Raw genomic sequence first — 13329 nt, 5'->3', positions numbered from 1 at the left:
GTCAGCCGAAGAGGGGGGGTCAGCCGAAGAGGCCCGAGCCGAGGAAGTCGCTCTCGTCCCGAGCGCCGGGCGGTACCGCGAACACGGCGGAGCCCACGTGCTTGACGTACTCGTTCAGCGCGTCCGTCGCGAGGTTCCGCTGAACGGCGATGAACTGGTCCGGTGAGCGCTGGAAGGAGAGGAAGAACAGTCCCGCGTTCAGGCGGCCGAGCTCGTCGTTGCCGTCGACGAAGTTGTAGCCGCGGCGCAGGAGCCGTATGCCGTTGTTCCCGCTCGGATGCGCGAGGCGCACGTGCGAGTCCTTATCGATCAGGGGAGCGCCGGTCGCTCCGGCCGCGGTGAAGTCGGGCTCGGCGAACTCCGCGCCGCCCGAGAGCGGAGCGCCGGAGCCCTTGCTGCGTCCGATGACCCGCTCCTGCTCGCCGAGCTGGCTGCGGTCCCAGGTCTCGATGATCATCCGGATCTTCCGCGCCACCAGGTAGCTCCCGCCGACCATCCACTCCGGGCCGTCGGAGGAAGACACCCAGACGTGCTCCTGCACGGCGTCGGCCTCCTCGGACTTCACGTTCGCGGTGCCGTCCTTGAAGCCGAACAGGTTCCGCGGGGTCGCTTGGGCGGTCGACGTCGAGGAGGTGCGGCCGAAGCCGAGCTGCGACCAGCGGAGCGAGGCGCGCCCGAACGCGATCCGGCTCAGATTGCGGATGGCGTGCACAGCGACCTGCGGGTCGTCGGCGCAGGCCTGGACGCAGAGGTCGCCACCGCCGGCCGCGGGCACGAGCGCGTCGCCGCGGAAGCGAGGCAGGGCCTGCAGCGGGGCAGGGCGGCGGTCGGCGAGGCCGAAGCGGTCGACGCCGGACTCGTCGGTGAAGAGCGTGGGGCCGAAGCCGACGGTGATGGTCAGCGAGGCGGCGTCGAGCCCGAGGGCCTCCCCGGTGTCCTCGGGCGGTGCGGTGTCCGGTCCGTCCACCGCGCCGGTCTCGCCGACCTCGAGCCCCTGGGTCATCCGCGAAGCGGCGAGCGTCCAGTCCTGCAACAGCTCGATCAGATCCTCGCGGGTACTACCCGCCGCGAGGTCGAAGGCGGCGAAGTGCAGACGGTCCTGCGCCGCGGTGGTGATCCCCGCCTGGTTGGCGCCGAAGAATGGCACGGTGCGCGCGGCGGAGGGTGCGGTTGCGCCGGCGGAGGAGGTCACGGCGAGCGTCCCGCCGACTCCGGCGGCCAGCCCCGCGGTACCCGCCGAGACGAGGCCGAGCAGCCCGCGCCGCGAGAGGCGGTGGGGCTGCTCGGCGGGCTGCACGTCCGGGTGGTCGGCGGAGCGCTCGGGCGCGGGATCGGGGCGCTGCTCGGCGTTCACTCCGCGGTCGGCTCCTGGACACCGAGGACCGTGTGGGTCAGCTGCGAGAGCGGCTCGGAGAGGGCGTTCACCTGGTCCGAGAGTTCCTTCTTCTGCTCGGCGGTCAGGGTCGAGTAGGCGACGAAGCCGGAGTCGATCGAGCCGTACTGCGCGAGGCGGGCGTCCAGCTCCGAGAAGCGCTGCGTGATCTGCGCGGTGAGGTTCGCCCCGTCGTCACCGCTGGCGGTCGCGATCGGTTCCACGTTGCCGAAGGCCACCTGCGCGCCCTGCACGTTGGCGGCGAAGTCGGTCAGGTCGGTGCTCGACCACCAGTCCTCCTCGCCCGTGATCTTTCCGGCGGCGACCTCGTCGAGCAGGCCGATGGCGCCGTTCGAGATGTCGCCCACCGAGACGGTGAAGTCCGGGGAGTTGACGAGGTCGGCGAGGCTCTGCACATCCGCGACGAGCCCCTGGCCGAACTGGGCACGCTGCTCGGCCGTGGAGGGCGCCCAGTCGAGGAGGGCACTCGTCCCGTCCGAGTTGAGCGCGCCGTCCGCGGGGACCCAGAGATCCTTCTCGATGCGGTGGAACCCGGTCCAGTCCAGGCCTTCGGCGACTGCGTCGACCTCGCGGTAGTCGATGCGCGGATCGAGATCGCCGAACGCCTCAGCGGTCGGCTCGATGCGCTCGTAGAAGACGCGGGTGGAGGCGAAGAGGCTGCGCGCCTTCTCGTCCTCGCCCGCCTCGTAGGCCTGCGCGAACTCGGTGACCGCGGGAAGCAGCTCGCCAACCTGCGACTTCACGTACGAGACGTAGTTGGTGACCGCCGCTTGCGTCGCCGCTTTCTCGTCGGCCGACTGCGCAGTCGCCTGACCGGTGACGGTCAGGGCGCTGAGGCCGATCGGGGCGCCGACCTGCTGGAACTTGCAGGCGGTGTAGTAGGTGCCCGGTTCGAGCTGCGCGACGTAGGAGACGCTCTGCCCGGGGGTCAGGTTCTCCTTCTCGCCGACGATCCGCAGCTTGTCCTCCGCGAGGATCTCGAACTCGTTGACGTCCGACCCGCCGTTGGTCAGCGTGAACGTCACGGCTCCCGCTTCGGCGGTGGCCGCCGAGACCTCGCACGCGTCATCTCCGATTGCGACGTGGAGCGCAGCGGAGGAGGAGGCGGAGGAGGTGTTCGGCACGCACCCCGTCAGCAGGAGCGCCAGGGCGCCCGCTCCGGCAAGGCCGAGAGTGATGCGGGGGAGGGTGGGACGAGCGCGCGAGGACATGCTTCTCCTGGGATCGGGGTGGATGCGTCGGCGGGGCCGAAGCGGGTCGGACGGACGGCGGAAGCGGGTCAGACGGAGCGGGAAGCGGGAGCGGTGACCGGGGCCGCGCTGCCTCGTCGCGGACCGCGTCGGCGGATCTGGCGGACGAAGAGGCCGCCGACGACGACGAGGTACAGCAGCCAGACCGCGAACTGCAGGGCGGTCGGCTCTGGCGTGTAGTTGAACAGACCACCGACCACGGCGGTCACGGACGGCGGGAGGATCGGACCGAGCGAGAACAGCGGGGCGCCCCAGCCGGGTAGGAGCGCTGCCTCCTGCAGGTCGCCGACTCCGTACGAGAGCACGCCGGCGGCCACCAGGATGAGGAAGGCGCCCGTCCAGGTGAAGAAGCGGCCGAGGTCGATCCGGACGAAGCCGTGGAAGATCAGGTACGAGACCACGACCGAGCTGAGAATGCCCATCAGTGCGCCGATCGTGCCGACCCAGGCGCTGGAGCCGGACCCCGCGCTACTCGAGGACACGCTCGCCCAGACGAACAGTGCCGTCTCGATGCCTTCGCGTCCGACGCTGATGAACGCGATGGCGACAATCCCCAGCGCCGAGCCGGAGACCGCGCCGTCGAGCTTGGACTCGAGCTCGCCCTTCAGGCTGCGGGCGTTGGCGCCCATCCAGAAGATCATCCAGGTGACCAGGCCGACCGCAAGGATCGAGAGGCCACCTCCGATCAGCTCCTGCGCCTGGAAGGAGAGAGTCGAGGGCCCCCAGGTGAGGATCGCGCCGCTCGTGAGGGAGATCACGACGGCTGCGCCGATCCCGATCCAGAGCCGCGGCAGCACGTCGCGCCGGCCGAGCTTGGTCAGGTAGGCCACGAGGATGCCGACGACGAGGCCGGCTTCGAGGCCTTCGCGGAGGCCGATGAGGTAGTTTGCGAGCACGCGTGTTCTCTTGGTCGAAGGTGGACGAGGAGGGGGCGACTCCGCCCCGGGTCGATTCGGTCGGCGGGGCTACTTATTCGGTAAGCCTTGCCTAACCCGGGTCGACTGTAGTCCGCTGCCCGATCGCTGTCCAGAAGCGCGGCGCGGCGGAGGCCGCGTGGAACGAGAGGCGGAGAGTGGACGCAGGCCGGGACACAGTAGCGGAGCGCGTGGTGGCGGTGCACGCCCACCCCGACGACGAGACGATCACGATGGGCGGGACACTGGCGCGATTGGCGGCGCAGGGCGCCTGGGTCACCGTCGTGACCGCCACTCGGGGGGAGTGCGGCGAGGTCATTCCCGAGGATCTCGCGCCACTCGAGGGCTCGGCCGAACTGGCCGCGCACCGCACGACCGAGCTTGTCGTTGCACTGACCGCGCTCGGTGTCGCCGACCACCGCTTCCTCGGCGAGGCGGGCGCCCGCGCGCCCGGGCTCGCGCCGCGCATCTACCGGGACTCCGGCATGCAGTGGGGGCCGGGCCGCGTGCCCATTCCGCTCGAACCCGTGCACCCCGACTCCTTCACCGCCGCAGCTGAGGACGAGGAGGTGGCCGACCTCGTCGCCGTCCTCCGCGAGGTCGACGCGGGCGTTGTGCTCTCGTACGACGCGGGCGGCGGCTACGGCCACCCCGACCACGTCCGCACCGCCCGGGTCGCCGAGCGCGCTGCAGAGCTGCTCGGCCTGCGTCTGCTCGCCGTCCTGCCCGATGCGGCCCCGCCCCTGCCCGGCGATATCGCGATCGAACTCACCGCCGAGGACTTCGCCCGCAAGCGCGCCGCATTCGAGGCGCACGCCACACAGCTGGTGGTCGAGGGTGAGCAGGCCCGGCTCTCCAGCGGTCCGTCGTTCCCGATCGGCCGCGTCGAGCGCTTCCGCCCGAGCGCGCAGCCGGCCGGGCCTGCTGTGCCGGTGCCGGAGCGGCCAACGCTCGCCTCGCGCGCGCTGTCCGGAGTCGTCGGCGTCCTGGTCGGGGCAGTCGTCGGAGCGATCACCACCGTGGCGCACCAGAGCACCGTCTCCCTCGGATCAGTCGTCGTCCCGCTCGGCCTCGCCGCCTCCCTCACCGGCGTGCTGCTGCTCCTGCTCGGGCTTCGGCTCGTGCTGATCGACCGCTTCGTCGCGTTCTGCACCGCGATGGGGCTGCTCGGGATGATCGGGCTGCTCGCTCTGCGCAGCGCCGGCGGCTCCGTGCTCGTCCCCGCCAACGGCCTCGGCGTGGCCTGGACCTTCCTCCCCGCCCTGATCGCCCTGGTCGTGATCGCGTGGCCGCGGTTGCGCGCCGCCGCGCCCGCCGCCGAGCAGCCCGCGGACGCCGACCCTCCGTCGGCCCCCGTACGATAGACACACTGTTCGAAGGGATCTGGAGCACCGTGACCTACGTGATCGCACTTCCGTGCGTCGATGTCAAAGACCGCGCCTGCATCGACGAGTGCCCGGTCGACTGCATCTACGAAGGCGAGCGCTCGCTCTACATCCACCCCGACGAGTGCGTCGACTGCGGTGCCTGCGAGCCGGTCTGTCCCGTCGAGGCGATCTACTACGAGGACGACCTCCCGGAGCAGTGGTCGGACTACTACAAGGCCAACGTCGAGTTCTTCGATGAGCTCGGCTCCCCGGGTGGAGCCGCCAAGGTCGGCGTGATCGCGAAGGACCATCCGGTCATCGCGGCGCTCCCTCCGCAGAACCACTGAGGCGGCTCCCGTGGCCCTCGGCGCGCTGCCCGATTACCCCTGGGATCTGATGGCGCCCTTCGCCCGCACGGCGGCGGAGCACCCCGGCGGAATCGTCGACCTCTCGATCGGCTCGCCGGTCGATCCGACACCCGGTCCGATCCGTGACGCACTGGCCCGCGCCACCGACTCCCACGCCTACCCCACGACGGTGGGCACACCCGCCCTGCGCGAGGCGATCGCGGCCTGGTACGCGCGGCGACGGGGGGTCACGGGTCTTCGCGTCGACGAGGTGCTGCCGACGATCGGCTCGAAGGAGCTCGTCGCCTGGCTGCCCTTCCTGCTCGGCCTCGGCGAGGGCGACGTGGTCGTGCATCCGCGTGCCGCCTACCCGACCTACGCGATGGGCGCGGCGATCGCGGGAGCCGAGGCCATCGCCTCCGACGACCCCGACGAGTGGCCGGAGGCGACCCGTCTTATCTGGCTGAACTCTCCCGGGAACCCCGACGGTGCTGTGCTCGACGTCCCCGCGCTGCGGCGGGCGGTGGTCAGGGCGCGGGAGCTGGGCGCCGTCATTGCCGGCGACGAGTGCTACGCCGAGCTCGGCTGGGACGGTCCCTGGGCCGAGGAATCGATCCCCAGCGTCCTCGATCTGCGCGTCGTGGGGGAGGACCGCGCGGGCGTCCTCGGCGTGTACTCGCTGAGCAAGCAGTCGAACCTCGCCGGCTATCGCGCCGCGTTCGTAGCCGGCGACGCAGCATTGATCGCGCGCCTGGTCACCGTCCGCAAGCACGCCGGCATGATCGTCCCCGGTCCGCTCCAGGAGGCGATGGTGGTCGCCCTCGCCGACGACGAGCACGTCGCCGCACAGAAGCAGCGTTATCGCTCACGGCGCGACCGGCTCCGGCCCGCCCTCGAGTCCGCGGGCTTCCGGATCGATCGCAGCGAGGCCGGTCTGTATTTATGGGCCACCGAGGGGCGTCCTGCCTGGGAGTCCATCGAACGACTCGCGCGGGTCGGCGTGCTGGCCGGCCCCGGCGTGTTCTACGGCGACGGCTTCCCCGAGCACGTGCGCCTGTCGCTGACAGCGTCCGACGAGCGGATCGACGCGGCCGTGGAGCGCCTGGCGGACGGTCTCTGAGCGCTCGTCGTCTCGATCCTGGCGGGATTCCACAAAGCCGTCACCCGAGTGCTGGGCAATGTCACAGTGCCCGAACTTTGCCCATAGGCTGTATGCGGTTCGGTCGACGGCGCCACGCGAGGCCCCGGCTGCACCACGATCCAGACCCGGCGCCGCCGCTCCGTGCGAGCGCTTCCGGGGTGCGACCGCGACGACCTGGGAGGCGTTGTGACCGAATCCGGCACGCAGAGCGACGGAACCGCGACGGTGAGTTCCGCTGAGCCCGCTACCGGGAGCGCCACCACGCAGCCTCCCGTACCGGCGGAGCAGCAGCTCCCCGAGAAGGTCACTCTCACCTTCGGCGACCGGAGCGCGGAGTTCCCGGTCCTGCGCAGCGTCGACGGCTCCTCCAGCATCGATTTCTCGACCCTGTCGAAGCAGACCGGCTTCATGTCGCTCGACTACGGCTTCGTGAACACAGCGGCGACGAAGTCGCAGATCACCTACATCGACGGCGACCAGGGGATCCTGCGCTATCGCGGCTACCCGATCGAAGAGGTCGCCACCAACGCGACCTACCTCGAGGTGGCCTGGCTCCTCATTTACGGCGAGCTGCCGACTGCCGGCGAACTCGCGAGCTTCGACGAGCGGATCCGTCGCCACACGCTGCTGCACGAGGACCTCAAGCGCTTTTTCGATGCGCTCCCGCACAGCGCGCACCCGATGTCGGTCCTCTCGGCCGGAGTCTCGGCTCTGTCGACGTATTACGAGGACAGCTCCAATCCGAAGGACCCGGAGGCGGTCGAGCTGTCCACCATCCGGCTGCTCGCGAAGCTGCCGGTCATGGCGGCCTACGCGCACAAGAAGAGCATCGGCCAGGCGTTCCTCTACCCGGACAACTCGCTGAGCTTCGTCGACAACTTCCTCCGCTTGAACTTCGGCACGATGGCCGAGCAGTACGAGGTCGATCCGGTGCTCTCGAAGGCGCTCGATCGCCTCCTGATCCTGCACGAGGACCACGAGCAGAATGCGTCGACCTCGACCGTCCGCCTCGTCGGCTCGACGGAGGCGAACCTGTACGCCTCCGTCTCGGCCGGCATCAACGCTCTCTTCGGCCCGCTGCACGGCGGAGCGAATGAGGCCGTGCTGACCATGCTCGGTCGGATCCGGGAGTCGGGTGAGAGCGTGTCGACGTTCGTCGAGCGGGTGAAGAACAAGGAGGAGGGCGTGCGCCTGATGGGCTTCGGCCACCGGGTCTACAAGAACTACGACCCGCGCGCCAAGCTCGTCAAGGAGAGCGCCTCCGAAGTGCTGCAGTCGCTCGGCGTGAAGGACCCGCTGCTCGATATCGCGATGGAGCTCGAGGCCCTCGCGCTCGAGGACGACTACTTCAAGGAGCGCCGGCTCTACCCGAACGTCGACTTCTACACCGGCGTCATCTACAAGGCGATGGGCTTCCCGACCCGCATGTTCACCGTGCTTTTCGCGATCGGTCGCCTGCCCGGCTGGGTCGCGCATTGGCGCGAGATGAACATCGACAAGCAGACCAAGATCGGCCGCCCCCAGCAGCTGTATATGGGCTCGCCGGAGCGCCACTGGCCCACTGACCGCTGACTCGACCGCCGAGAGCCCGTCCCCGTCTGGGGCGGGCTCTCGCCGCATCGGCCCGAGGACGCGCGGTGTCGAGCCCGGACCGCCTCCACAGGCCTGCTGTTCTCCGTTCTCTCCCCGGCTTGCCACGAGAGCACAGATGCTGTCGAGCCGAGAGGCCATCTTTGAGGACATGCCCTCCGTCTACCTCCTCGAATGCTGCCAGCGACTCCGTTGGCAGTACTCGGATGCCCGCCCGCCCGTGTCGAGCGGGGCCGAGCGGGAAGCGCTGATGCGCAGCGATGACCCCGCGTTGCGGCGCGCGTCGAGAAGCAGGTCGGGGCCCGCCTGCCGGTCGATCGGGCGGAGTGAACGTCTTGCGGCAGGGGTGGGTCTCGAGGAGCCGACTGCGGCGCCTCCTCGACCAGCAGGGACAGGGGTGTGGTCAGGCGTGCAGGGCGGTGTTCAGCTCGATGCCGGCGCCGGTGCGGGGGAGGACTTCGACGGCACCGGTGAGCGAGTTGCGGCGGAACAGCAGGTTCGGGACTCCGGACAAGTGCACCGCCTTCATGGTCTGCGGGGTCCCGTCGGTGCGTGGCGCACCGCCGACCACGACGACCTTGGTCCCGGCGGTCACGTAGAGGCCCGCCTCGACCACGGTGTCGTCGCCGATCGGGATGCCGACGCCCGAGTTCGCGCCCAGCAGTGCCCGCGCGCCGATCGAGACACGCTGAACTCCTCCGCCCGAGAGCGTCCCCATGATCGAGGCGCCGCCGCCGATGTCCGAGCCATCGCCGACCACGACGCCCTGCGAGATCCGCCCCTCGACCATCGAGCTACCGAGAGTCCCGGCGTTGAAGTTCACGAAGCCCTCGTGCATCACGGTCGTGCCCGGAGCGAGGTGCGCCCCGAGGCGCACGCGCGACGTATCCGCGATCCGCACCTTCTCCGGCGTGACGTAGTCGGTCAGCCGCGGGAACTTGTCGATGCCGGTGGCCTGGATGCCGTGCCGCCGCAGCGACGGGCGCAGGCGCGTGAACGACTCGGGCGAGACCGGCCCGGCGTTGGTCCAGACCACGTTCGGCAGGTGCGCGAAGATGCCGTCCAGATTGACCTCGTTCGGCCGGACCAGGAGGTGGGAGAGCAGGTGCAGGCGCAGGTACGCGTCCGAGGTGGACGCGGGGGGCGCCTGCACGTCGATCTGAAGCGTGACCACGTCGATCCGGACCTCACGGCGCGGGTCCTCCCCGGCCTGCTCCTCGAACTCCGAGGGCACGATCCACGGGTCGCGTCCCGCGGGGATCGTGCCGAGCCGCGGCTCCGGGAACCAGGTGTCCAGGACGGTGCCGTCGGAGGCGATGGTGGCGAGCCCGTAACCCCAGGCGGAGGAGGGCACGGGGGAGTCTGCGGAGTGCTCGAGGGTCATGCCGTTCAGGGTCATGCCGTTCAGGGTAGCGCGGAGCCGGCTGCCGCTACCCTGGGGCGCATGTCCGACGTGACCGCTGCCCCTCCACTCGATCTGCGCACCGATCCGGTCGCTCTCACCCAGGTCCTCTGCGACATCCCATCCGTCTCGGGCGACGAACGTGAGATCGCGGACGCGGTGCAGTGGGCGCTCGAGCAGTACGAGCATCTCGAGGTGATCCGCGATGGGAACACGGTCGTCGCGCGGACGAACCTCGGCCTGACGCAGCGTGTCGTGATCGCTGGGCACCTCGACACGGTGCCGGTCAACGGAAACCTCCCGGTCGTCGCCGAGACGATCGACGGCGTCGAGCACCTCGTGGGCCGCGGCACGGTCGACATGAAGGCGGGGGTCGCCGTGCAGCTCGTGCTCGCCGCCGAGCTCACCGATCCCGCTGTCGACATCACCTGGATGTGGTACGACAACGAGGAGGTCGCCTCCGACCTCAACGGTCTCGGTCGGCTCTCCCGGCACCGCCCCGACCTCTTCTCCGCCGACTTCGCCGTGCTGAGCGAGCCGACCAGCGGAGCCGTGGAGGGCGGCTGCAACGGCACACTCCGTGTCGATGTCGTCGCCCGGGGGATCCGCGCGCATTCTGCCCGCAGCTGGGTCGGCGAGAACGCCATCCACGCCGCCGCGCCGGTCCTGGCGCGCCTCGCCGCGTACGAGCCGCGCGAGGTGGAGGTCGAAGGCCTGGTCTATCGCGAGGGAGTCAACGCGGTGCGCATCAACGGCGGAGTCGCGGGAAACGTGATCCCGGACCTCTGCACGGTGCAGGTCAACTATCGTTTCGCCCCTGACCGTTCCGGTGAGGAGGCGCTCGCGCACCTGCGGGAACTCTTCGAGGGCTTCGAGGTGACGGTGGACGATCTGGCCGAGGGTGCCCGGCCGGGCCTGGACGCGCCCCTGGCCCAAGGCTTCCTCGCAGCGGTCGACGCGCCGGCGAGACCCAAGTACGGCTGGACCGACGTCGCCCGCTTCTGGGGGATGGGGATCCCCGCCGTGAACTACGGGCCGGGCGATCCGCTCCGGGCCCACGCCGACGACGAGCGCGTGGCGGTGCACGAGATCACGGAGTGCGCCGAGGGTCTGCGCCGTTGGCTCACCGCGGCCTCATGAGCGCGACTACTGCACCCGCGCCGGTCCGCCTGCGCCTGATGATCCCCTGGTGGGCCCGGGTGCTCGCGGTGTACGTCGCGACCCGAGTGGTCACGACGGTGATCCTCCTGCAGTTCGCGGCGGAGCAGCTCGCCAACCCGTGGACCGGGCCCTCGCCCTCCTACTCCGCGTTCGCCTCGCTGTGGGACGGGCGCTGGTACGAGGTCATCGCGGCAGGTGGCTACCCGACGTCGCTGCCGATCACCCAGACCGGCCATGTGGGGGAGAGCGCCTGGGCCTTCATGCCGCTGTATCCGGGTGTGGTGAAGGTGGTGACGGCCGTCACCGGCCTCGCCTGGGCTCCGGCCGCCGTCGCCGTCTCGGTGCTCTGCGGGGCCGGCACCTGCCTCGTCCTCTACCGCCTGTTCCGCCACTCCCTCAGTGAGTCGCAGTCCCTCGTGGGGGTGCTGCTGTTCTGCGTGGCACCGACCTCCCCGCTCCTTCAGCTCGCCTATGCGGAGTCGATGGCGATGCTGCTGACGGCCGTCGTGCTCCTGCTCCTGGTGCGCCGTCGCTGGCTGGCGGTCGTGCCGGTCGTGCTGCTGCTGGGTCTGACCCGGCCGAGCGGACTCGCTTTCGCTGCGGCGCTGGGCCTCTACATCGTTTTCCGCTTCGTTCGGCGCCGCTCCGAGCCGTTTCCGCGGTCGGAGTGGCTGCCCGCCCTGGGCCTGACCGCGTGGGGTCTCGTCGTCGGCTTCCTCTGGCCCGCGATCGCCTGGGCGGTGACCGGGTCGATGACGGCCTACACCGACACCGAGCTGGCCTGGCGCTCCGTCTACATCGGGTACCAGGAGCTGCTGCCGCTGACGCCGTGGTTCCAGGGCGGCGCGTGGTGGGGCTCGTGGTGGTTCGGCGCTCCGGGAATCGGCATCGCTCTGGTGGTGCTCCTGCTGGCGGCCTTCGTCGGGATACTCGCGGCCCCGTGGACGCGCAGACTCGACGTGTTCAGCCGGGCGTGGGTCGCCGGCTACGGCCTGTATCTGGTGGCGTTCTTCTTCCCGCAGTCCAGCACATTCCGGCTGCTCGGCCCGATGTTCCCGCTCGTCGGGGCGCTCGCCGTCCCGCGCTCACCGATCTTCCGCGTCGCGCTGGTCCTGATCGGGATCGGCGGCCAGATTGTCTGGATCTCGATCTGCTGGGCGGTGACCGGTTCCGACTGGACCCCGCCGTGATCGCCGCAGCGCTTGCCAGCGAGCGCGGTTCATCGCGACCCCGCGGATGCACGATAATAGAGGGATACGTCACGAAAGGGGAACTCTATGGCGGCCATGAAGCCGAGGACCGGAGACGGACCAATGGAGGCTGTTAAGGAGGGTCGACTCATCGTCGTGCGTGTTCCGCTCGAAGGAGGCGGACGCCTCGTCGTCTCGGTCAACGATGCAGAGGCGAAAGAGCTGCACGACGCGCTCGCGTCGGTGGTGTCTCCCGACTGATCCGCACCGTCGAGAACGCCCGTCGCACACCGTGCGACGGGCGTTCCCTCTGTGCCGACGCGCCGCAGAGGCCCGTGAGCGGGAGCCTCCCGGTGCTCGCCCGCGGGCGCAACGGCGGAGGGGGCCCGTCAGGCGCGCCGCTTATTGGCCTGGAGCAGGCCGTCGCCGATCGGCGAGAGCACGCTGACGACGGCGGGGGAGGCGCACACCTCGGCTACCAGCGTGCGGAACGCGGTCGCGATCTCGTCGCGCTGCGCGGGGTTGGCCACCCGACCGCGCCAGAGTGCGTGCGGCACCAACACCGTGCCGCCCGGGCGCACGAGCCGCAGGGCGTGCTCGACGTTCTCGATGACCTGCAGCGGGTCGCCGTCGACGAAGACGATGTCGTAGGAGTTCTCGTTCATCCGCGGCAGCACCTCGAGGGCGCGGCCCGGGATCAGCCGGAGCCGGTTGGGTGAGATGCCGGCCTCGTGGAACTGAGCGCGCGCATGCTGGTGGTGCACGGCCTCCGAATCGATGGAGGTGAGCATCGCCTCGGGTGCGCCGTCCAGGAGCCACAGCCCGCTGACTCCGGTGCCGGTGCCGATCTCGATGATGGACGTGGCGCGCGCGGCCGCTGCGACGAGCGCGGCCTGCGCACCGATCGAGGGGGAGACGGCGTCGATGCCCAACTCGACCGAGAGCCGGCGAGCCGAGGCGATCGCCTCCGACTCGAGGATCGCGTCCTCGGCGTATTTCCAGTTGGCATCCTTATCGGACACGGGTGGGCTCCTCTGATCGGTGCACCGCGCGGATCGCGCCCGGGCATCGTCAGGGTACGGTGGCGCGCGGGCTCCACCGCGCAGGCGCGGCGGGTTAGTGTTGTCCTCGTGTTCGGTCTGACGTTCGACAAGCTCCTCATCATCGGGGTCATCGCTGTCTTCGTGCTGGGTCCCGACCGCCTCCCGCACTACGCCGCCCAGCTCGGGCAGCTCGTGCGGAAGGTGCGTGGATTCGCCACTCAAGCGCGGGAGCGCGTCAAGGACGAGATGGGCGACGAGTTCGACGAGGTCGACTGGAAGAAGCTCGACCCGCGCCAGTACGACCCCCGCCGCATCATCCGTGACGCCCTGCTCGATGACGACCCGGTCCCCACCGTGAAGCCGCCCTCCGCCGTCGCCGCTCCCGTCGTCCCGGGCGGCACCGGATCCGCTCAGGACAGCTATTACACGACCATGCAGCGTTCCGTCGGGTCGGGCACGCTCGCAAGCGTCGCGCCGCCGCCCATCGACTCCGAGGCCACCTGAGTTCTGCTCCCGCGGGAGCGGGCCGAT

General features: G+C 70.3%; 13 protein-coding genes. 8 read left to right on the top strand and 5 right to left on the bottom strand.

The features are described 5' to 3' along the window. Positions 1–19 precede the first annotated feature (19 nt). The 3 genes from efeB to efeU form a co-directional block, all read right to left on the bottom strand. A complete protein-coding gene (efeB, locus tag A6122_RS09290; protein WP_084415925.1) occupies positions 20–1354 on the bottom strand; it encodes an iron uptake transporter deferrochelatase/peroxidase subunit in 1335 nt (444 codons plus the stop codon). Further along, positions 1351–2604 (bottom strand): iron uptake system protein EfeO, encoded by a 1254-nt coding sequence (gene efeO, locus A6122_RS09285; RefSeq protein ID WP_068254139.1) that lies wholly within the window; start codon positions 2602–2604, stop codon positions 1351–1353. Before efeO ends, efeB begins: the two co-directional genes overlap by 4 nt. A gap of 68 nt (positions 2605–2672) precedes the next feature. After that, positions 2673–3539, bottom strand: a complete 867-nt coding sequence (gene efeU, locus A6122_RS09280; RefSeq protein ID WP_068254138.1) for an iron uptake transporter permease EfeU — start codon at positions 3537–3539, stop codon at positions 2673–2675. A gap of 209 nt (positions 3540–3748) precedes the next feature. Here efeU and A6122_RS09275 point away from each other — a divergent pair, with 209 nt between their 5' ends. The 4 genes from A6122_RS09275 to A6122_RS09260 all read left to right on the top strand — a co-directional run bounded on the left by A6122_RS09275 (position 3749) and on the right by A6122_RS09260 (position 7984). Continuing rightward, positions 3749–4921 (top strand): PIG-L family deacetylase, encoded by a 1173-nt coding sequence (locus A6122_RS09275; protein ID WP_068254137.1) that lies wholly within the window; start codon positions 3749–3751, stop codon positions 4919–4921. 29 nt (positions 4922–4950) lie between these two features. Beyond that, positions 4951–5271, top strand: a complete 321-nt coding sequence (gene fdxA / locus A6122_RS09270) for a ferredoxin (RefSeq protein WP_068254134.1) — start codon at positions 4951–4953, stop codon at positions 5269–5271. Between the two features lie 10 nt (positions 5272–5281). Then, on the top strand, positions 5282–6391 hold the full coding sequence (gene dapC / locus A6122_RS09265; protein WP_068254132.1) for a succinyldiaminopimelate transaminase: 1110 nt from the start codon (positions 5282–5284) through the stop codon (positions 6389–6391). 207 nt (positions 6392–6598) lie between these two features. After that, complete coding sequence (locus tag A6122_RS09260) at positions 6599–7984, top strand: citrate synthase (protein ID WP_084416186.1); 1386 nt, start codon at positions 6599–6601, stop codon at positions 7982–7984. A gap of 421 nt (positions 7985–8405) precedes the next feature. Here A6122_RS09260 and dapD read toward each other — a convergent pair whose 3' ends face one another. Then, complete coding sequence (dapD, locus tag A6122_RS09255) at positions 8406–9401, bottom strand: 2,3,4,5-tetrahydropyridine-2,6-dicarboxylate N-succinyltransferase (protein WP_068254126.1); 996 nt, start codon at positions 9399–9401, stop codon at positions 8406–8408. A gap of 45 nt (positions 9402–9446) precedes the next feature. Here dapD and dapE point away from each other — a divergent pair, with 45 nt between their 5' ends. The 3 genes from dapE (at position 9447) to A6122_RS15785 (ending at position 12016) form a co-directional block, all read left to right on the top strand. Beyond that, positions 9447–10544 carry a succinyl-diaminopimelate desuccinylase gene (gene dapE, locus A6122_RS09250; RefSeq protein ID WP_068254125.1) on the top strand — a complete coding sequence of 366 codons (1098 nt, stop codon included), beginning with the start codon at positions 9447–9449 and terminating at the stop codon, positions 10542–10544. After that, a complete protein-coding gene (locus tag A6122_RS09245) occupies positions 10541–11755 on the top strand; it encodes a hypothetical protein (protein WP_068254123.1) in 1215 nt (404 codons plus the stop codon). The genes dapE and A6122_RS09245 overlap by 4 nt, the downstream gene beginning before the upstream one ends. A gap of 87 nt (positions 11756–11842) precedes the next feature. Beyond that, positions 11843–12016, top strand: a complete 174-nt coding sequence (locus A6122_RS15785) for a DUF3117 domain-containing protein (RefSeq protein WP_084415923.1) — start codon at positions 11843–11845, stop codon at positions 12014–12016. Between the two features lie 128 nt (positions 12017–12144). Here the strand turns inward: A6122_RS15785 and A6122_RS09240 are convergent, their stop codons facing one another. Then, entirely contained in the window at positions 12145–12777 is a 633-nt protein-coding gene (locus A6122_RS09240) for an O-methyltransferase (RefSeq protein WP_068254111.1), read from the bottom strand. A gap of 108 nt (positions 12778–12885) precedes the next feature. Here A6122_RS09240 and A6122_RS15780 point away from each other — a divergent pair, with 108 nt between their 5' ends. Further along, entirely contained in the window at positions 12886–13302 is a 417-nt protein-coding gene (locus tag A6122_RS15780; RefSeq protein WP_084415922.1) for a twin-arginine translocase TatA/TatE family subunit, read from the top strand. Positions 13303–13329 lie beyond the last annotated feature (27 nt).

The sequence above is a fragment of the Rathayibacter tritici genome, assembly GCF_001641005.1.
Taxonomy (GTDB): domain Bacteria; phylum Actinomycetota; class Actinomycetes; order Actinomycetales; family Microbacteriaceae; genus Rathayibacter; species Rathayibacter tritici.
Note: the sequence above shows the minus strand (reverse complement) of the source record. Positions and strands in the feature narration are given on the sequence as shown.

Excerpts from the sequence above, each read along its gene's own strand:
- dapE (WP_068254125.1), top strand. The coding sequence starts at position 9,447 with ATGTCCGACGTGACCGCTGCCCCTCCACTCGATCTGCGCACCGATCCG.
- dapD (WP_068254126.1), bottom strand. The coding sequence starts at position 9,401 with ATGACCCTGAACGGCATGACCCTCGAGCACTCCGCAGACTCCCCCGTG.
- A6122_RS15785 (WP_084415923.1), top strand. The coding sequence starts at position 11,843 with ATGGCGGCCATGAAGCCGAGGACCGGAGACGGACCAATGGAGGCTGTT.
- A6122_RS09245 (WP_068254123.1), top strand. The coding sequence starts at position 10,541 with ATGAGCGCGACTACTGCACCCGCGCCGGTCCGCCTGCGCCTGATGATC.
- efeO (WP_068254139.1), bottom strand. The coding sequence starts at position 2,604 with ATGTCCTCGCGCGCTCGTCCCACCCTCCCCCGCATCACTCTCGGCCTT.